At 66.9% G+C, this 19,061-nt stretch carries 20 protein-coding genes; all 20 read right to left on the bottom strand.

Going from position 1 to position 19,061, the window contains the following annotated elements:
- Positions 1 to 12 precede the first annotated feature (12 nt).
- Positions 13 to 564, bottom strand: coding sequence for a SixA phosphatase family protein (locus LH19_RS15085; RefSeq protein WP_054733618.1), 552 nt, complete (start codon positions 562 to 564; stop codon positions 13 to 15).
- Positions 565 to 620: 56 nt separating this feature from the next.
- Positions 621 to 3,362 (bottom strand): ATP-dependent DNA helicase, encoded by a 2,742-nt coding sequence (locus LH19_RS15080; RefSeq protein WP_054729587.1) that lies wholly within the window; start codon positions 3,360 to 3,362, stop codon positions 621 to 623.
- A 180-nt stretch (positions 3,363 to 3,542) separates the two neighbouring features.
- Positions 3,543 to 6,806: an SGNH/GDSL hydrolase family protein gene (locus LH19_RS15075; RefSeq protein WP_054729584.1), complete on the bottom strand. Its 3,264-nt coding sequence runs from the start codon at positions 6,804 to 6,806 to the stop codon at positions 3,543 to 3,545.
- A 10-nt stretch (positions 6,807 to 6,816) separates the two neighbouring features.
- Positions 6,817 to 8,277, bottom strand: coding sequence for a phage tail protein (locus tag LH19_RS15070; RefSeq protein WP_054729581.1), 1,461 nt, complete (start codon positions 8,275 to 8,277; stop codon positions 6,817 to 6,819).
- The gene (locus tag LH19_RS15065) at positions 8,277 to 8,885 is read right to left on the bottom strand and encodes a hypothetical protein (RefSeq protein ID WP_145923478.1); all 609 of its coding nucleotides are present in this window, start codon (positions 8,883 to 8,885) and stop codon (positions 8,277 to 8,279) included. Before LH19_RS15065 ends, LH19_RS15070 begins: the two co-directional genes overlap by 1 nt.
- Positions 8,870 to 9,304, bottom strand: coding sequence for a DUF6950 family protein (locus LH19_RS15060; protein WP_054729575.1), 435 nt, complete (start codon positions 9,302 to 9,304; stop codon positions 8,870 to 8,872). Before LH19_RS15060 ends, LH19_RS15065 begins: the two co-directional genes overlap by 16 nt.
- Positions 9,289 to 9,885 carry a hypothetical protein gene (locus LH19_RS15055; protein ID WP_145923477.1) on the bottom strand — a complete coding sequence of 199 codons (597 nt, stop codon included), beginning with the start codon at positions 9,883 to 9,885 and terminating at the stop codon, positions 9,289 to 9,291. The genes LH19_RS15060 and LH19_RS15055 overlap by 16 nt, the downstream gene beginning before the upstream one ends.
- Positions 9,869 to 10,564, bottom strand: coding sequence for a hypothetical protein (locus tag LH19_RS15050; RefSeq protein ID WP_054729569.1), 696 nt, complete (start codon positions 10,562 to 10,564; stop codon positions 9,869 to 9,871). The genes LH19_RS15055 and LH19_RS15050 overlap by 17 nt, the downstream gene beginning before the upstream one ends.
- Positions 10,564 to 13,458 (bottom strand): M23 family metallopeptidase, encoded by a 2,895-nt coding sequence (locus LH19_RS15045; RefSeq protein ID WP_054729567.1) that lies wholly within the window; start codon positions 13,456 to 13,458, stop codon positions 10,564 to 10,566. Before LH19_RS15045 ends, LH19_RS15050 begins: the two co-directional genes overlap by 1 nt.
- Positions 13,451 to 13,687, bottom strand: coding sequence for a hypothetical protein (locus tag LH19_RS15040; protein WP_054729564.1), 237 nt, complete (start codon positions 13,685 to 13,687; stop codon positions 13,451 to 13,453). The genes LH19_RS15045 and LH19_RS15040 overlap by 8 nt, the downstream gene beginning before the upstream one ends.
- Positions 13,688 to 13,689: 2 nt before the next feature.
- Positions 13,690 to 14,151 carry a hypothetical protein gene (locus tag LH19_RS15035; protein ID WP_054729561.1) on the bottom strand — a complete coding sequence of 154 codons (462 nt, stop codon included), beginning with the start codon at positions 14,149 to 14,151 and terminating at the stop codon, positions 13,690 to 13,692.
- A gap of 40 nt (positions 14,152 to 14,191) precedes the next feature.
- Positions 14,192 to 14,419 (bottom strand): hypothetical protein, encoded by a 228-nt coding sequence (locus LH19_RS15030; RefSeq protein ID WP_054729559.1) that lies wholly within the window; start codon positions 14,417 to 14,419, stop codon positions 14,192 to 14,194.
- 10 nt (positions 14,420 to 14,429) lie between these two features.
- Positions 14,430 to 15,038, bottom strand: a complete 609-nt coding sequence (locus LH19_RS15025) for a hypothetical protein (protein ID WP_054729555.1) — start codon at positions 15,036 to 15,038, stop codon at positions 14,430 to 14,432.
- 34 nt (positions 15,039 to 15,072) lie between these two features.
- The gene (locus tag LH19_RS15020; RefSeq protein WP_054729552.1) at positions 15,073 to 15,498 is read right to left on the bottom strand and encodes a hypothetical protein; all 426 of its coding nucleotides are present in this window, start codon (positions 15,496 to 15,498) and stop codon (positions 15,073 to 15,075) included.
- Complete coding sequence (locus LH19_RS15015) at positions 15,491 to 15,928, bottom strand: hypothetical protein (protein WP_054729549.1); 438 nt, start codon at positions 15,926 to 15,928, stop codon at positions 15,491 to 15,493. Before LH19_RS15015 ends, LH19_RS15020 begins: the two co-directional genes overlap by 8 nt.
- Positions 15,928 to 16,281 (bottom strand): hypothetical protein, encoded by a 354-nt coding sequence (locus tag LH19_RS15010; protein ID WP_054729546.1) that lies wholly within the window; start codon positions 16,279 to 16,281, stop codon positions 15,928 to 15,930. Before LH19_RS15010 ends, LH19_RS15015 begins: the two co-directional genes overlap by 1 nt.
- Complete coding sequence (locus LH19_RS15005; protein ID WP_054729543.1) at positions 16,278 to 16,847, bottom strand: DUF1643 domain-containing protein; 570 nt, start codon at positions 16,845 to 16,847, stop codon at positions 16,278 to 16,280. The genes LH19_RS15010 and LH19_RS15005 overlap by 4 nt, the downstream gene beginning before the upstream one ends.
- Positions 16,848 to 16,944: 97 nt before the next feature.
- Positions 16,945 to 17,511 (bottom strand): head-tail connector protein, encoded by a 567-nt coding sequence (locus LH19_RS15000; protein ID WP_054729541.1) that lies wholly within the window; start codon positions 17,509 to 17,511, stop codon positions 16,945 to 16,947.
- Positions 17,512 to 17,515: 4 nt separating this feature from the next.
- Positions 17,516 to 18,472 carry a hypothetical protein gene (locus LH19_RS14995; protein ID WP_054729538.1) on the bottom strand — a complete coding sequence of 319 codons (957 nt, stop codon included), beginning with the start codon at positions 18,470 to 18,472 and terminating at the stop codon, positions 17,516 to 17,518.
- A 37-nt stretch (positions 18,473 to 18,509) separates the two neighbouring features.
- Positions 18,510 to 19,055, bottom strand: coding sequence for a hypothetical protein (locus LH19_RS14990; RefSeq protein ID WP_054729536.1), 546 nt, complete (start codon positions 19,053 to 19,055; stop codon positions 18,510 to 18,512).
- Positions 19,056 to 19,061: the final 6 nt, after the last annotated feature.

Genomic DNA, 19,061 nt, shown 5'->3' with positions numbered 1-19,061 from the left:
TCCCGATCGCGCTTAATCCTCGTCCATCGCGGGCGACAGGGCCGGGTCGAGATCGCGCGGGCGGATGAACGCGGCGAAACGGGCGCTGCCGGTGTCGAGCGCGTGCCAGTCGTCGATATCGATTTCGAGCCGGGCGAGCGCCGAGGTCGGCAGCTTCTGCTCGACCTGCGCGCGCAGTTCATCGTCCGCCGATTCGGGAACGAGCATCAGGATCAGATCCTCCAGCCCCGGATTATGCCCCGAAATGAGCAGGTGCGTCGCATCGCCGCCGATGTCGCGGATCACGTCGATCAGCGTCGCGGCCGACGCGAGGTAGATACGCCGGTCCCACTGCGGTTCGAGCGCGTCGAGGTCGGCGGCGGGCTGGAAGATATCGAGCGTCTGCGTCACGCGCACCGCGGGCGAGGCGATGATGCGGTCGACGGGCAGCTTCTGGCGTTTCAGCCATTGCCCGATCAGTTCGGCGCCGCGCTGGCCGCGAACGTTGATCGGCCGGTCGAAATCGCGCTCCACGGTGGCGTCCCAGCCCGACTTGGCATGGCGCAGGATCGTCAAACTCTTCAAAATCTTCCCCACCGCTCTACTTGATGCTTTGTAATTCGCCGCCTTGTGCCGGAAACTTATGACGGTGAAAAGGCGGCAAAAGCGCTTTTTCGCCGTTCGACGTTCGCGGCGGCGACATGATTGACCACCTCGTCGAGCGGCAGGCGGCGGATCGGCGTGCCCTCCGGAAAGGCGCCGAGCAGGCGCGACGGGAAGCTGGGCGAGAGCATGACGAACTGCCCGAAATCGTCGCTGCGCCGGATCAGCCGCCCGAACGCCTGCGCGATGCGGCCGCGGATCACCATATCGTCATAGACGCTGCCGCCCTGCGCCGCGCGACGCGCAGCGTGGAGGATCGTCGGGCGCGGCCAGGGCACCCCCTCCATCACGACGAGGCGGAGCGAATCGCCGGGCACATCGACGCCGTCGCGCAGGGCATCGGTGCCGAGCAGCGAGGCGTGCGGGTCGGCGCGGAAAATGTCGACGAGCGTCCCGGTGTCGAGCGGATCGACATGTTGCGCATAGAGCGGCAGCCCGGCGCGTGCGAGCCGGTCGGCGATGCGCGCATGGACGATGCGCAGCCGCCGGATCGCGCTGAACAGCCCCAGCGCGCCGCCACCCGACGCCTCGATCAGCCGGCTGTACGCACCGGCGAGCGCGGGCAGGTCGCCGCGCGCGATATCGGTGACGATCAGCACCTCCGATTGCCGCGCATAGTCGAACGGGCTCGGCACCGCGAAATGATGCACCGGCCCGTCCATGTGCCGCGCCCCAGTACGGATGTCGGCCTCGGCCCAGCCCCCGTTGGCGCCCGCATGGCTGCCGCTGCGCAACGTCGCCGACGTCACCAGCACGCCCTGTGCGGGGCGGTAGACGGCCTCGGCGACCGGCCGCGCGGGATCGAGCCAGTGGCGGTGCAGGCCGCAATCATATTCGCGCCCGTCGAAGCGGTCGACCGCGAGCCAGTCGACGAAATCGGGGTCGGCGGGGCCGCCGACGCGCCCGAGCAGCGACAGCCAGCCGCCGAGCGTGTCGATCCGCGTGCCGAGACTGTGGCGCGCGCCGTCGACGCGCGCGCGCGCTTGCCCGTCGAGCCAGTCGGGCGGATCTTCGATCAGCGCGTCGAGCCGTTTGCCGAGCGTCATCAACGGGCGGAGCAGCGCTTCGAGCGCATCGCTTGCGCCCGCCGCCGCCGTCACGAGCGATGCGTCGGGCTCGGCGAGTTCGGTTTCGAGGCCATAGCCGCTATCGGCGGTCCGCGTGTCGACTGCGCGGGCATAGACCTGTCCGCGCACCGCGGCGAGCAGCTGTTCGATCGCGCCCCACGGGGCATTCTCGCCGAGTCGGCCCAGCCAGCCGTCACCGGGCAGTTCTGCCGCGGCGGCGATCGCCGCCTGGATCGCGCGATCGCCTGCCTCGTCATAGCTCGCGACATCGGCGAGCCGCGCCGCGAGTCCGCGCCGCCGTCCGCGCGACTTGCCCTCGGGGCCCAGCACCCAGCGGCGGATTTCCACCGCTTCCTGCCCGGTCAGCGCCGCCGCGAACATGCTGTCGGCGGCATCCCACAGATGATGGCCCTCGTCGAAGATCAGTCGCGTTGCCGCAGCGCCTGCGTCCCGCGGACGCGCCGCCTGCACCATCGTCAGCGCGTGGTTGGCGATGACGATGTCGGCCTGCGTCGCGGCGCGCGCCGAGCGTTCGATGAAGCATTTGCGGAAATGCGGACAGCCGGCATAGATGCACTCGCCGCGCCGGTCGGTCAGTGCGGTGGTGCCGTTGCGGCGGAACAATGCCGGGAGCCAGCCCGGCAGGTCGCCGCCGATCATGTCGCCGTCGCGCGTATAGGCGGCCCAGCGCGCGACGAGCTGGGCAAGGATCGCGGCCCGCTCCGAAAAGCCGCCCTGCAACGCGTCCTCGAGGTTGAGCAGGCAGAGGTAGTTTTCGCGCCCCTTGCGCACGACCACCTTTTCGCGGTGCGTCGCGGCGTCGGGGTAAAGCTTTTCGGTCTCGCGTGCCAATTGCCGCTGCAGGGCCTTGGTGAAGGTCGAAATGCAGACCGCGCCCGCCGACTGGTCGATCCATTGCTTTGCCGGCGCCAGATAGCCCAAAGTCTTGCCGATCCCGGTCCCGGCTTCGGCGACGAGCATCTGCGGTGCGTCCTTGCGGTCGCGCGGCTCGAAGATCGCGGCGGTCGCGCGCGCATAATCCTGCTGCCCCGGCCGCCGCTCGGCACCGTCGCCGGTCAGCCGGTCGAGCCGCGCCGCGACATCGGCCTCGGCGATGCGCACCTGCCGCGGCTGCGCGCGCGGCGGAACTTCTTCCCACTCGGGCAGGCGGGCGAACAGCCAGCGGTCGGCCTTGTCGGGCGCCGCCAGCGCCGGCTGGACCAGCGGCGTCCATGGCCAGCGCTGGCGGGCCAGCGCCTGCAGGGCGTGCCAGGCGCCCTCGCGTTCGGGCCAGTCGGGATCGGTAAGGCTGGCGAGCATCGCCGCGGCGGCGAGCGGCAGGAATGCGGCGATTTCCTCCTCTGCCTTTGGCGCCGCGATGCCGGCCGCCGCGGCGATACCGGCCGGGGTCGGAACCGCGAAGCGCGCGGGGTAAAGGAACGCGAAGAGTTCGAGCAGGTCGAGCCCCGAAAGCTCGGGGTAGCCAAGCCGGTCGCCGGTCAGCGTCGCATTGATGAACAGGTGCGGCGTTGCCGCGACCGCGGCGATCGCTTCGCCCCGGCCGACCCGCTGGACGCGCCCGCCGGCATCGGCGATCCAGATGCCGACATGGCTTGCGTGGATAGCGGGCAGGGGAAGCGGAGCGGGAGGCACCGCGCCAAGCTAGGGACAAAAGGCGAACGCGGCAAGCGTGCCGCGACGAAAGGTTCAGCTCAATTGAAGCGCGACAAAAGGTTTTATAGTTTGTGACAAGACCGATTGTAGCACTCAACCCCCGCGCCGCTAGTTCTGAGAAGCCCCTCAGGAGGCGCTGAAGGGCCCCTAAGAAACAGCCTAGGCGCCACCCTCAAGAACCCCGACCCGCGCGTCCAGAAGCGCCGCTGCTGCCTCTATCGCATCCGCCCTGGCGTCAAGCGCCAACGCCTGCGCATCGAGCGCGGTGACCTGCGCACTGAGCCCCGCCACAGCAGCCGACCAGTCATCGACCGCCACGAACGACACCGTTGCTTCAGCGATGTCGATATCGCCCATGGTGCCGCTGATCTGCACGTCCAGCGTCGCCGTGTACGCCGGCACGATGCACCGGAACGTCACCTCCTTCCAATGCAGCCCGACTTCTTCCGTCCGCACCGCCGCGATGCCGCCTTCGATCAGCTCGACCTGCAACTGCCCCCAGTCGAAGCTGTCACCAGTGATCGGCGCCGCGACCGGATAGGTTCCGCTATTTACCTTCTCCACCCAGCGGCGGCACGTGATCCTGATTTCGATCTCGCGGTCTTCCCGTGTGTCGTTCGGGATGGCGATTGCCTGCTTCAGCTTGTTGACCGTGTTGACGGTGACATAGCCCGTCGTGCCGACAGGCGTCCCGACATTATCGCCGACGTGCTTGCCCGCATTGAGCGCCCCGATCACCGTCCAGTTGGCGAGCTGGCCGACCGTGCCGCAAAGCGTCTGCGCGAGAAGCTGCTTACCGCGGGCACGCGGCCCGAAATAGGGCCTCGGCACCGCAGGCTTGCCGCTCGCGCCCTTGTAGCGCACGCGCACGTCGCTGAGCGAGAAGCCGCCGACCTTATAGATCAGGAACTGGATGCGATCGACCTGCATCCGCCCGCGCAGGTCGGTAACTGTGAACACGCCCGCGCTGCTGCCGACCACCTGAACCCAATGCCCCTCAGGCTTGCCGAAGTTCGTGTAATAGTCGGGGTGAGCCCCCGGCATCGCCGCCGTGTAGGTGATCGACGGCGCGCCGCTGCCGCCTGTCCGGGTCAGCGTTCCGGCGCCGCGCTTCGCTCGGTTCGGGTCCATCGGCGACATCAGCACCTCGGCACCGACCTTGCCGACGATGGTGAACGCGCCGGGCAGTCCCGCATCGTCCGACGTATAGGTATCGCCGGGCACGACGGCGGGGTTGCCGGTCGACGTGAAGCGCTCATAGCGCACGCCGGTCGGCGGCGCGCTCTCATAGGGTGCCGCCAGCACGTCGCGGACATAGACGGTGACCGATGGATCGGAAAGCAGCAGCGCCACCTCGTCCAGCGTCTGGTCGGTGCCCGGTAGGATCGCGTCGACCGTCGCATAATCAGCGAACGCGACCGCCACGCCGGCTTGCAGCTTCAAATACTCGCTATCGTTGCTGGCATAACCGATCGCGCCGCCGCTCGTGGCGAGCGCGTCCATATATTTGTCGGCCGCCGTGACCATCGAATTGTGGCCACTGTCGATTTCCATGAACCGCTGCGCGCGCTCGAAGTGGCTGTCATAGACCAGGTCGTCGAGGCCGGCGACAGCGTAGGACGGACGGCGGCGGAAGATTTTCAGCGATTGGCGCGGGCGCGGCAGGCTCCGCACGAACTGGGTCACCGGATCGGCGAACAGATGGTTCGTGCGGACCCCCGGATGGCCGCTGCCCCAGAACTCAAGGTCGCGTCCATTGTCGAAACGCCGCCCCGTCGTCGTCAGGTTCAGGAAATAGCCGTCGAACTCGGCCGCCAACGCGTGGAGCTGCACCTGATACTCGCCGCCGAACTGTTCCTTCAGCCATTCGGTCGCGATGATCGGCGTGCCGTTGATGCTGCGCGCTGTCTGGCAAAAGGCGCGAATGTCGTCGGCATAGTCCTTGTTGCGCTCATAGGTCGGGTCATTTTCGGCGGCGACCAGCATCGCATAGGTCAGGCCGAAATCCTTTGCCGAGCGGTTGCCGAACGAAATGCGGCCAGCCCGGACACGCTCGATCTGGGTGATCACCGTGTCGCCGGAGATCGCCAAATTCTCGAAATTATAATCTGTGAACGCCGACGCTTTGGCGATCCAGTTTTTCCCGCGGGGATTGAACTGGCCATAAGAAAAGCTGTTTCCGAACACCCCGACCTTGCTGGCGTTCTGCACGGTCACAAAGCCATATTCGCTCGGCGAAACCGTCGCGGCTTCCTTGTCCTCGCGGTCGATATAGCTCTTGGCGTCGTCGATCACCGATCCGGCCACCACCGCCAGCCGCGCGAGGCGCAGCGTATAGGCACCTTCCGCCACCGCGCGGCCGAAGATCTTGATTTTCAGGTGCGTCAGCGCCTTGCCGTTTAGCGTCGCATAGACCTTGAACCCGCTGCGCTTATAGCCTTTGAACCGACCAGTGTCGGCCAGCATCGCACCGACGCTGCCGGCGAACGGATTGCCCGGCGGGTTATAGCCGCTGCCGTGCAGCGCGGCATTGTTGTTATAGAAAACGATGTCCTGCCGGGCGGCCGAGAAGGCCGACACCGTGCTGCCGTTCGCGCCGTCATACCGCAGCGCGAACGCAACCTGCCCATAACCATCGGCCACCACCGTCGTGATGTTCTGATTGACCAGCCCGGACAACATGATCGCCGCGCGCAGCGAAATCGTCGGCGGCGCCACGTCGTCGGGGATGATTCCGATCCGGGCAAGGTCGGCGACGCTCAGCACGATATCGATTTCGGGAGTATAGGCGCCCGCCGCCGCCGCGACCCCGCTGATCTCGATCACATTCGGTTCGCCATAGGCGTCGTAAATGTCCTGCGACCAGATATTGCTTTTCTGGACGGCGCTGCCGCTCAGCGACAACGCACTCGCCCCGCCGATCCCGTAACGCCCGCGCAGCGCGTTGCTCCATGCTGGCGGCTTCAGCGGCCATGTATCGCCGAGCACGGCGACCAACGCAGCCGCTGCGTCGTGCCATTGCTTCGCACTTTTCGTGCCCGGCCCGCCCGGATCATTGCCTTCCGCCCATGCCTGCGCCTGCGCGACCAGCGGGGCCACGACATTGGCCAGCGCGGCATAGAACTCGGTGTAATATTCCCAGGCGTCGTTCCGCCACACCCACGGGCCGTTCTTTTCCGCGTCCGGGTCATCGTTGACGAACACGATATGCGGCGATGTCTCGTCGGCAGGCCCGTCGACCGGCAACCCTGCCTCGGTATCGGCATTGCCAAAGCCAAGCCCGCTCGTCACGATCTGGCTCTCGATCACCATCCCCAGCGCGCGGATCAGCGCTTTGTCGGGCGTGAACCTCCCGCTCGACATGACGCCCGCCGTCGTAAAATCGCGAAATGCCTCTTCAAACTTGTCGGCGATGACGCCCATGATCGTGCTCCTAGCTGATCGTTGCCGACACAGGCCCGGCGAGCGCGGACTGGCCGCTCCCCGCCTTGAACGCCCGCGCCCAATAATATCGCGTGCCTGCCGGCAGCTCGATTTCGGTGATCGTCACCATGTCGCCGGGGTCGGCGACCTGATCGGGGCCGACCTGCACCGCCGTCCCGAAATCATTCGTGTCGCTGCCATAGAGGCGCGCATAGGCAAGGCTCGCCTGCACCGGCATCCGGAACTGGATATCGGCCTCTTCGACGCCGCCCACCGCTGCCAGTTCGGTCGGCGGACCCAACACATTGGCCGCAACCGGCGTGATCGTGTCGGTGATTGCCGTGCTCTCGCGATATCCGACCGTCAGGGACCAAACCTGCACCTCATATTCGGTGCCGCTATCGACCGGCCCGCTGCGCGCCGTCGCCGCGTCCTCGTCGACCGTCATCATCACCCATTCGCCACCCGCCACCGGACGATAGCGCGCGCGAAAGCCCAGGTCGGCGCGCGGGATCGTCCAGCTCGCGCCGATCGCGACGCCGTTGGTGTCGCCCAGCGCGATCGGCACGGCCGACAGCACAAGGTCGGTCGGCGGCGGCACGGTCGGCACGTCGGGCGTCATGTCCGGCGTCAGCGGCGGCACGCCCTCTTCCAGCTCGGCGTCGAATGACCAATCGTCGGGATGCACTTCGTCGAGCGCCTGCGGCAGCACGCGCCCTGCCGCCAGCTCCAGCCGCAGCGGCCCGATCTTGAACACCGCGTCGATATCCAGCATCTCCGACCGGACCCGGCAGAAACGCTCGCCGATCAGGTTGAGCCCGAACAGGTTGAGCGCGCCCGACAGGTGCCAGCGGTCGCCAAGCTGGCGCAGGTTGATCTTGCCGATCCTTGCCGCCTGGTTGTGATGCGGCGCGAACAGCGCATCGACCCGCTGCGGATCGATGTTCGGATCGTCCTCGGCGTCGGGATCGGCGACCGTCGCGCTTTCCTGCTCGCGATATCCAATCGCCGCTTCGGTATAGATGACCTTGACCGCGTTCACCGCGTGACGCGCCTGCGGTCCCTTCTTCGCCGTCATCGACAGGATATGATCGTCGGTGATGACGACGGTCGGCTCTTCGTATCGCCCGACCATCAGATTGAACTTCCAGTCGGCATCCTGCCAGACATGCCCGTCGCACGCCTTCAGCATGTCGGCCAGCACCTGCCGGCGTTCCTCGCTCGCCAGAGCATAGGTGCCCCACAGGCGCCAGCGCGCGATCGTCTCGCCGGTCACCGTCTCCACCGGCTCGTCGCTGCAATCCGCCTCGCGCGCGATCCGCGCCCAGTTCACATTCTCGTAACCGAGCCCATAGCCGTCCGGATGCGCGGCATAGTCGCCGATCACCAGCGCCGCATTGTCCGACCACTCGCGCGTCGATTTGTCGGCGATCCGGTGCGCGCCGTCGCCATAGATCGGCTCGCCCGCCATTATCCGATCACCATCGTGCTATCCTTGCGCGGGTCGTACAGCTTCGCCGCCTTGCGCGTCTGGGTGTATTGCGGGATTTGGCCGTTATAGACCTCGCCGAATTTGCTTTGCTTCACCGGGTCGCCGATGATCGCCGCCAGCGAGCAGCCGCGCTGGCGATGGTCGGCCGTCCATTCGGGGCACACCGCCGTCACCTCGCCGATCGCCGTCTGATCGTCGGTGCCCAGGCGCGTGTAGATATGGAGCGCGCCATGGAATTTGGCGTCGGTCACCGTGCCGCCGACAACCGTCACCACCTGATCGTTGATCTTGTGCTCAAGGATTTCGGTTTCTTCGCCGGTCCCCAGCGTCACGATCTTGACGATCGTCCCGTTGCGGCTCTCGATAAAGCTTTCCTGCCCACCCGTGCAGACGATGCCATAATGGCGCTTCCGCGATCCGACCGCGATGCGGATATTCTGCTGCTGGTCGCTTGGCTTCGGGCGACCGGGGCCGAAGATCGAATTGAGCAACATCGAAGCGCCGATCGTGACCGCCGTCGAAATCAGCGTCGCAGCGAGCTGCGTCAGCCCGATCTTGACCAGCCATGCTGTCAGGGCCTGCGGCATGCGACCCTCCATGCCTTGCGCACGGTCCCCGGACCCAACTCGGCCGAGCAGGCGCCGCGTGCCGCCCACAGCGTCCCGGCGCGGATGCACGCGGTCAGGCCCGAACCGGGCAGTTCGACCAGCGCCACGTCGCCATGCGCGGGCGCGTCCGTTTCCGGGCATCCCATTTCCGACAGCGCACGCGAGGCGGCAGCCTCGAATTGTGCGCCGTCGTCGATCAGCCGCGCCGCGCCCCTGCGGCCGAAAGCGAACAGCCACGCCGGCACCGGCGCGCCCGTTACCCGCGCGACATAGCCGATCACGCTCAGCCCGCAGTTGGCTATGCCAAGGTCGAACGGTTCGACGGCCCAGCGCCGCAGCTCGGCCGCGACCGTGTGAGGCGCGCCGATCGGCGCGGACGCGATCAATAGTCCGGCCATGTCAGCACCTTGTTGACGATCGCCTGGACGAACTCGAAGCCCTTGTCGCCGGGGAAGCGGCGCTGTTGGTCGCGGTCGGTATACATCGCATATTTGGGCCGCGACCGAAGCGAGAACAGGCTTTCGCCCGACAATGTGACCGCACGCTCGCCATTCTCCTGGTCGACGGTGAACGTCGCGCCCAGGATGCGGCTCGCATGGATCGGAAACGGGTTGTCCAGCGGGCGCTGATTGCCCGGATCGGCGGGATCGTCGATGCCAAAGAACTGGATCAGCACCCGCACGATCCGGCCTTTGCATTCGGGCTCGAACTCCTGTCGCGACAGCCGCAGCACGTCGGCATCGATGCCCGACAGCGTGAAGGCCGATTCGGGCGCTTCGCCGTTCACCGCCTGCTCGATCCCGCTCATGCTGCCCAGCGTGCCCAGCCCCGACCAAAGGCGGGCGTCGTTGGTCCGCAAGATGCCGCCGCCGTTCCACAGCCCCATCGGCTGCGTCGTGAAATCGAAATGCACCAGCTCGGCGCATTCGACCTTGCCGCCGCCCAGCGCCATGGCAATCGTCTCAGGGAAGAGGGCCATCGAACCTCTCCTCCAGCTCCAGCGACGGCCCGCCCCAGCGCCCGCGTTTCAGGGTAAGGGTGCCGCCCTTGTCGTCGACCAGCCCGGCGATCATCACCGGGCGCAGCCGCAGCTCCTGATCGGCATAGGCGTGACGCATCGTCGGGTTGGTCCGGATCGTCGCGACACTGCCGTCCCAAAAGACCTGTGTCGCCAGATACGGCTGATCGTGCAGCCCGAAATAAAGCCCGGCCTGGAGGAGCGCGTTCAGGTCGGCGCCGGCATAGCCCGCGAAGTCGGCCGTGATGTTCCGCTGCCCCTGCACGGCGGTCACCGTCACGCCCTCAAGATCGTCGGTCGAATAGAGCGTCCCGTCCGAAAAGCCCGTCCCGTCCGAATGCGGGACGCGGCCCGCCGCGATCTGCCGCTTCTTCGCCGCGAACCACAGGTCGAACAGGGGGATGCGCAGGCGGTTGGACCGGCCTTCCAGCGATCCGATGATCGCCCGCCACGCCAGCACCTCGGCACCGAACAGCGTCTCGAACTCCAGCGTCACCTTAAAAGGTGGGCGGATCACCGGCTTTGCCTGCACCGCGCCGTTGACGCTCGTCGTCAGACCCGCCGTGTCATGCGGCGCGTGGATCGTGATATCGGTCGGGATCAGGTTCGCCGGCCAGTCGAAGATTTCGGGCTCGAACATCAGCCGCGCCTCGCGAGATTGTCTTGGACGCGCCCGCCGACGCCGCGGTCATATTCGGAGACGGCGCCGCGCGCGTGCGCCTGCGACATGGCGTTCATCTGCCGCAGCAAATCTTCGGTCATCACCGCGCCGCGCAGGTCGAAATAGGTGTCGCCGGGGTTGCCTTGCCCCATCGCCCGCAATGCCGAATTGGGCAGCACGCCGACGCCGCCGCCCGTTGCGAATATCGGTTCGGGCCCGGCTTCGCCGACGATGCCGAAACTGCCGTTCGGGATCAGCCCGCCATCGGCGAACAGCCCGGCGAACTTGCCCGCCTTTTTCAGGACGCTTCCGGCGTTGATGACCTTGCCACCGGCCCCGCCGCCGCCGAAAAGCGTCCCGAAAATACCTCCGCCGCCGCCCCCGACGCCCATCATGTTGAGCAGGGGCAGGATAAGCTGCTGCTGGATAAAGATGCGGATCAGGTCGGCGATGATCTGCTTCGCGACCTGCTTGAACATATCGCCCAGCGACTTCGCGCGCATGATGACGTCCGTCAGGCCATCGGCGAGGCGGTCGAGGCCATTGACCGCGACCTTCTCCATCTCGTCGTTCATGTTGCGGCCGACGCCCTCAAGCTCGCGCTTGTAGCGTTCGAGCGGGCTTTCATATTCGCGCTCAAGCGCTTGCCGGTCGCCCGCCTTCAGCCGGTCGAGGATCGCCAGCCGCGCGCGCGCAATTCCTTTCTGGGCGTCGGTCGAGGCTTTGCTCGCCAGCACCGCTTCCAGCTCGGCGCGTTCCTGCTGATAGGTCAGGTCCAGCAGGCGCAATTCTATGTCGCGCCGCTCCTCCCGCGTATCGGCCAGCCGCAACCCCATCTGGAGTAAATCATGCTGGTTCGAGCCCAGCGCCTGCGCGATGTCGAGCTGCTGACGCGCCAGCTCTTCGGAGCGGCGCCGGTCGAGCAGTTCCTTCTCGAGACTGGCCTTCTTTTCCAGCGCCGCCAGCAGCGTCTCTTTTTCGGCCGCCGTGTAATCGGCGTTGTCGGTAATCCGCCGCCGCTGCTCGGCAATCGCGATATCGAGGCCCTGCTTTTCGAGCTGGTGACGATCTTCGGCCGTCTCGGCGAGCTGCGCCTGAAGGTCGAGCGCTTCGTCCTGAAGCCCGGCAAGGTCGCGCGTATATCGTTCGACGCGCCGCGCTTCCTGCTCGGCCGCGCGCGCCGCCTGTTCGGCGAGCTTCTCCGCCTTGTCCTGGGCGCTCGACGGATCGGTCTGGAACGGTCCGCCGCGCGGATCGACCGGACGCCCGTTGACCCGCACTTCCTGGTGGACATGCGGCCCGCGGCTGTTTCCCGCACCCGGCGCGCCGCGCGCGCCACCCGACAGGCCGACGACATTGCCCTGGCTGACGACATCGCCCTTGCTCACCCCGATCTTGCTGAGATGTGCCAAGCGGCTGATCGTGCCCCGGCCATGGTCGATATAGACGACATTGCCATAGCCGGGCAGCGTGCCCGCCTCGATCACCACGCCATCGGCGGGCGCCTTGACCGGCGTTCCGACCGGCACGGCGATATCGATGCCGGCATGATTGCGGTTGCCTCGGTTCTCGCCGAAGCGGCCCCGGATCGTGCCGCCCGACACCGGCGAAATGAACCGGGTCGCATCGCCGACGGTCGACTGGCTGTTGCGATCGGCGCGCTTTTGGGCGCTGGCTTCCGCAAGGTCCGCCGCCTCCGCCTTGCGCAGCTCGGTAAGCCGCTTTTGAAGCTTTTCGAAATCCTTGATCGTTTCGCGCGCAAGTTTGCGCCGCTGCTCATACTGGAACTTGATATTCGCCGTCACATCGGTGTCGAGCTTCGCCAGCTCGTCGGCGACGTTGGCCGCGGCGTCTTGCGCATCTTGGGTCAGTCGCGCGATCGCCGCCTCATTCGCATTCACTTGCCCCGCGATACCCACAAGCTGCCCGCTGGTGTAGGCGCCTGCCGCGCCGCCCGTGCCTTGACCGGCATTGGCGGACGCGTTGGCTTCAGCAGCTGCGAGCTGGGCCGCCAATTTTTGTCGGAGTGCCAGCGCTGCCCTTAGTTCCGCCTCGGCCTGAGCTGCGACGGCGGCAGCGGCGTCGAGGGTCGTTTCGGTCGCCTTCTTCTGCTCAGCATTATAATCCCGAAGCGCCGCGCGTACTTCGTCGATGCTATGCTTGCTGCGGTCCAGCTTGTCGGCCCAAGTTTCGTTGGCTTTACCCGCCTTATCCGTCGCTTCTTCGGTTTCAAAAAGGTTCGCGATCAGCGGAACGAGCACGACGGCCGCCGTCGATGCCGCCAATATCCACGGACTACCGAGAATGGCCGCGTACCGGCTGGTGCCGCCCGACGCGAGCTGCATCGCCTGCGCCACCTGCCCGATCTGCGACGTGAAGATTTGCATCGGCTGTGCGCCCAAGGCCCACATCGTGGCCATGTCGCCGACATTCTGGTTGAGCTGAGTGATGCCCGCGCGCTGCGCGCCGGTGATCTGGGTGGCCTTCGCCTGGACGTTCGTCAGGATGCCCGCCTGCGCCGCGCTCAGCTTCATCGCCTCGACATATTGGCGATGCGAGATCGCGCCCGCGTCGAGCGCCTGGCGCGCGACGATCGCTTCCTGCCGGAACTTCTGCATCGATCCCCACGCGGGATCGAGCATCGCCTTCAGCTTGGCGATCTCGCGCGAATATTCGCCCGTCTTGCCCCCCGCTGCCCCGGCTTCCTTGCCGGCATCGCGCAGCGCGCCGCCCATCTTCGTCGCTTTGCCCGACGTGTCGTCGAACGACATGCCCAAGGCATCGCTCGCCGCATGGTTCTTCTTGATCCCCGCCTCTAACCCGCGATCGTCGGTGCGCAGGTAAAGAAGGGCTTCACCCAGCGCCTCAGACATCGCTGACGACCTTCTCAGAAGGCGCCGGAAGCATTCTTACACCGATGCCGACCGCGCCGAGCTGCGCCGGGCTCGCTTTGACGCCAGGGGCGCGTCGGCCGTCGCCCGACACGGCATCGCGCAATGCCCGCATCTTCTGCCGCATCGTGCCCTTGTCATAATGGCCCATCGCCAGCGCCGTCGCCTCGATCGCGCCGAGCTGCTCTTCGGCCTTCAGCCGCGGCATCATTTTCAGATACGCCCGAACCAGCGCCGCAGGCGCTTCAGCCAGCCACCATCGCGGGTCGCCGCCATAATATCGCTGGAGCCGGGGGAGGATGTCGCCCCAGTCGGCTGGACGCCCGCCGCCCGCACCGTCGCTCCCACCACCGCGAGCTGCTTGCGCAGCAGGAGCCCGATAAAAACGTCGGTGACCGCCGCCCGGTGCGCGCCGGTGAGGGTGTCGAACACCTCGTCGGGCATATCGACCAGCGCGGCGCGCGCCGCCTTGCCGATCAGCGCGTCCAGCTCGACGGCATCGTCTTCGTCGTCGCGCTTGTTCAGCACCTCGATCCGCCGCGCCCACACGCTGAACCGGTGCGAGGCAAGCACCGACAGTTCATCGGGGCTGAACAGCTCATAGCGCGTCCCGTCGAGATCGATCGTCGATCGCTTGATCAGCGTATTCAGGTCGAGCAAGGGCTCGTCGGCCATGGAAATCTCCTGCGCCTGGTTGGAAAGGGGTGTGGCCGGGCTATGCCCGGCCTGCCGGACCCGCTCGCCCCGGTCCGGGGACCGGGGCGGCGCCGGGGACCAGCGTCAGGGCGATGCCGCGCCGCGCGCATTCCGCCCTGATCTTGTCCAGCTCGGCCGCCGCCGCCTGGGCAGCGGACCGATGCTCCCGGATCGCGCTCTTGTGCTGCCGCAGCTCGGCCTGAACCGCGCGGGCGCGGCCGACCAGCGCGGCGTCGTCGCTACGCACGATCGGGGACTTAGCCGCCGCCCGGCAGCGGCGCCGCCGTCTGCATGATCAGCCGGCCGAACCGTTCGTCGTCGCTTTCGGCCTCGTCGTCCTCCAGCGCCTCGAACGCCAGCTCCAGCCCGGCCGGGACGCCCTTGTTATGCAGCACGGTCGGGCTGGCGTCCTGATAGCAGCGCGGGACTTCATACTGCGCGTTCATATTCTCGTCGTAAGCCGACTTGCCGCGCGCGAGGACCGCGAACTCCTTGACGGTTTCGCCGCGCGACAGCCCGATCGACTTATACCCGGCCGTCCCGACCCCGGCCGCAACCGTCGTCGGATCATTGCCGCTCAGCGCCAGCGAATATTGCTCCAGCGTCGCGTCCCACAGCGTCACGGTGATGCGCTGATCTTCGTCCTGCCGCAGCGCCTTGCGCGCACCGATCGAGCCGGCCGGCCGAACCTTATTGTTCGTCTGGTTGTGCTGGACGCTGACACCATCGTCCGAGTAATTTTTCTTGCCCGACTTGCCGACCAGTATCCAGCCAACGCCCGGCGCGGCATCGATCAGCGGGAAGGCCGTTCCGACCGGTGCGCGCCACAGCTCCAGCGGACCGCTGATAATTTCATAAGGTTCCATGTTTCAACTCCTTTGCAAACGGCGAAGAGAGCGGTCAGGCGACCGGCCTCAGCGAATAGAGAATTTGGAAAGACCGAAAGGCCTGCGGCCACTGGGTATCGCTCTTGCGCGCCATCCCGGCGCCGCCCGCCCGGTTGACCCAGTGGATCAGCGTGTCGCCGATGACGATGCGGTCGATCGTCCACAGCCGCGGCGCCGCCGTGCGCATCAGCGCATCGGCCTCGGCCGGCGTCGCGCCATAGGCGATCAGGTCGATGCGCGCCGTGTCGAACTCGGCATTGCTGCGCCCGGTCAGCGACGGCCCGCCCGACGGCGTGACGACAAGCGCCGCCTTCGGCCCGCGATCCAATATGTCGCCGTCCAGCGACCCGCCGAACACATCCTCGCCGACCAGCTCGGCGATCGGCGCGTCGGCAAGCAGCCAGGTGCGCAACGCGGCGATGGGATCGGCCTCAATCATCGCCGCCTCCCGCCTTATCGTGCGCCCTGCGGATGCGCTGCGCGAGCGCCGGATAGGTCGCATCGCCCGCGGGCCGCAGATAGGGATAGGCGGGGATGACCACCGACTTGCGGAAGACGACGCCGCCGCCCGGCAACGGGATCGCCAGCGCCGCGGCGTTCTTCGCCGTGATCACCCCGCCGACTTCAAGGATGCGCGCCTGCACCTGGTCGTTGACGCCCCACACGCCCTCGACCCCCGTCGCGATCGGCTTCGCCGGATCGGTGATGTTGATCGCGCCTTCCAGCACCGCCGTGCGGTTCTGCCACGGATGGTTGCGCTTGGCGTGATTGACCGCCGCGCCCATCGTCGCGTTGACCCCCGCGATCTGCGCGTCCTTCCACCGCTTGCTGACGGCATCGCCGTTCCATGTCAGGCTCTTCGACGGCATCAGGCGACCCTCACCAGCGCAACTTCGCGGTGCGTATGCTTGAAGTCGATTTCGCCCTCGATGCGCAGCGGCCCCCGAAAATGGATCTCGCTCCCGTCGCGGTTCGTGACCTGCGCGATCCGGTCGCCGGGCAACAGGTCGCCCGACAGCGCGAACATCATCCGCACATCCTGTTTGACCGCGACCTTCTGCCCCTCGACGATCGCATCGACGCCGACCTTCGGCGCCCAGGAGAAACAGCGCAGCGCGCCATGCGGCTGATAGTCCGGCTTGGCCGGATGGCCGAAAGCATCCTTGCCGGTCGCGACATTGCGCAGGACATGCGCGACCATGGTAAGGCGGCGGCCGATCATGCGGCCCTCCAAAGGATCGGCTTCTGATCGCGCGGGATGCGGTGCAGGCCGCGCGCCATCGGATGCTTCGGCGCACCCGCCTTCGCTTTACCCCAGCACCAAAGATCGGGGCAGGGATCGACCTCGGATTGGATTTGCTCGACGACATGTTCGACCCAATCCCAATCCTGCGCGATCGCGCCGAAGCAGACGAAAATCTGATCGGCCTTTTGCGCCATCTCGACGACGGCGGGCAGGTTCACGAACAGCATCTGGTCGCGGGCGTGCCAGTCGTTCGTCGCGGCCCAGTTCGCGCGGCGTCGGCACTCGGCGGGGTCGGCCGTCACGAACGGATAGAGATTGCCCAGGTCGAACCCGCCAAAGCCGAAGAGCTGGAACCATGCGATCAGCCACAGCGCCGTCATATCGTCGGTATCGGCGTCGGCGCGCGCCGGATTGTGACCCAGCACGAACGCGCGCGGCCCCGGCCCCCAGTCGCGGGACAGGCGGATGCGGTCACCATGGACGAAATCCGCCGAACGCCGGATCGCCGGGACGCCAAGCAGGTCGCGTTCGGCCGCGATCATCGCAGCGCCCTCGCGACGAGGATCAGATTGCCGATCAGGAACAGGGCGCTGCCGATCGAGAAGAGGATGGCGGGCGCGGCCGCTGCGAGCTTCGCCATCATGCCAGCAGAAACCCGCTCGCCGGGACCAGCCCGGCAAACACCGCCTCGCGATCGGCGACTGGATCGCCGCTCAGCGTAAAGCTGTAATCGCCCGCGCGCTCGCTCTTCAGGCCGCCGCGATAGGACAGGTCGATCATCGCGATCTTGATCAGCGCTTCGTCGCGCGCCGGCTGCGATGCGCCCGCGGGCGTATAGGTGATGCGGACCAGCGGCGCCCAATAGGTGCGCCCGTTCGGCCCGCTGGTCAGGCGCTGGATCGTGCGCCCGTCGTGCAGGACGCGATAGTCGCCCTGAAGCAAAATGGTTTCGGCGCCGGGATCGCCGCTGTTGCCCGGATCAAGCTCGACGATCGTCACGTCGCCCGCCCCGATCGGCGGCGTGACGCGGAGCGAATGATAGAAGCGGCTATTGGGATCGGCGGGATCGCCCAGATGGACGGTCACCGGCCCGACCGGGCCAAGGCGCGCGTCAAGCTCGGCGGCGATCGCAAGGATGATCGCCTCCAGCTCGTCGTCGGACAGGTCCGACCCGCTACGTTCCTTGACCCGATCGAGCAGCGACATGGGATCAGTCCGCCTTCTGACCCGCGTCGCCGGTAACGCCGCCGCCATCCCCCGATGCGGCGTCGTCACCCGAACCCTCGGCCGCAGCAGCCGCCGCGACGATTTCCTTCGCCGATTCGACGATGCCCGCCCAATTGGTGGTGGCCCGCGTGCCCTCGACGGCAGGCGGACTGGCGGGATCGATCGCCGCGATCTGGACGAAGGTCGTGATGTCCGCCTTGGCGAAGCCCTCGGCGACTTTCGGGCCGACGCCTTTGACCAGCGTCAGGTCATCGGGCGCCGCACCCTTGGTGCCGCTGCCCGCGCCCTTATCGCCGTCGGGCTTCTTTTCCTTGTCCTGTCCCGGCGCCTTTTCCTTGTCGCCGCCCGGCAGCGCTTCCTTCGCGCCGGTCGCCGGATCGTTGCCCGGATCGCTGCCGGAAGGAGCAGAGCCGCCGAGCACCATCGCCTTCAGCTTCTCGACCTTCTCAGCCGTTGCATCGCCGACCGGCAGATGCGGGCGCCCGGCAGCGATATCGTCGTCGATATGCTCCTGAAGCGCTTCGATCGCCTTGTCGCGCCCGGGGAACGATACCCAGAGGGTTTCCTTCTCGGGCGAGATCAGCGCGGCTTGCACGTCCAGCCGGACTTCCTTCAGGATTTCGAGCAGCCCGCCTTCGTCGATCTCGTTCTCGCCGATCAGGCGGAACTCATGCGTAAACCGCATATTGGCAACGTCGATCGCCTCGTCTGCGATCGTGTCGAAAATGCGGACGCGGATCAGCCCGCCTTCGTCGGCTTCGACAACAAGCACCGTGCCTTCACCCAGCCGGCCATCGACCAGCCCGAACAGCTTCGCCGCGCTATCGGGAATTTCGGTACCCGGCGTGCAATAGAGGGTCGCGCCCTCGGGGTCGCCATCGGCGACGAGGCGGGACTTGTCGGCCGTCAGCAACAGCCGTTCCTTGGCAATCATGTTCATATTAATTCTCCCGAATATCCTGAGCGGGTCGAAGGGCTCAGTTGGTTTCGTAAAGGTCGACGATCACCGCCGTGCCGTTCAGCGCCGAGCTGAGCGTGACGGTATTCTTCTCGACCTCGTCGACATCGACGACGACGGTCGGGCGGTTCGCCTCGCGGGCGCCGCCGCGGAAGGCGGCAAGGATCGTGTCGCGCGACAGCATGACCGGCAGGCCCAGCTTGGCGCCGGTGCCGACGCGGACGCGCTCGGTATTGGCCACCGCATAGTCGGGCAGGGTCACCTTCGTGACCTGCCGGAACGCCAGATTGCCCGCGACGACGGCCGCGCCCGCGAGCGCGATCGTTTCCGCGATCGGCACGTTGAAGGCGTTGAGGCCCTCGACGATAACATCGCCGGTCACATTGGCGTCGTTGCCCTTGACCGTGATGTTGCGCGGCACGGCCGGCTGACCGGCGAAGACGGTCACCTCGGTATCGTCGGTGACGTGCAGCGCCGTGTCGGCAAGGATGGCATTGTCGGCGCCGAGCGCGGGCGCGCCCAAAGGGCACGAACGCACGCGCGGCTGCGAACCAGGCATCTTCATCAAAAT

It is taken from the genome of Sphingopyxis macrogoltabida (genome assembly GCF_001314325.1).
Lineage (GTDB): Bacteria > Pseudomonadota > Alphaproteobacteria > Sphingomonadales > Sphingomonadaceae > Sphingopyxis > Sphingopyxis macrogoltabida.
Note: the sequence above shows the minus strand (reverse complement) of the source record. Positions and strands in the feature narration are given on the sequence as shown.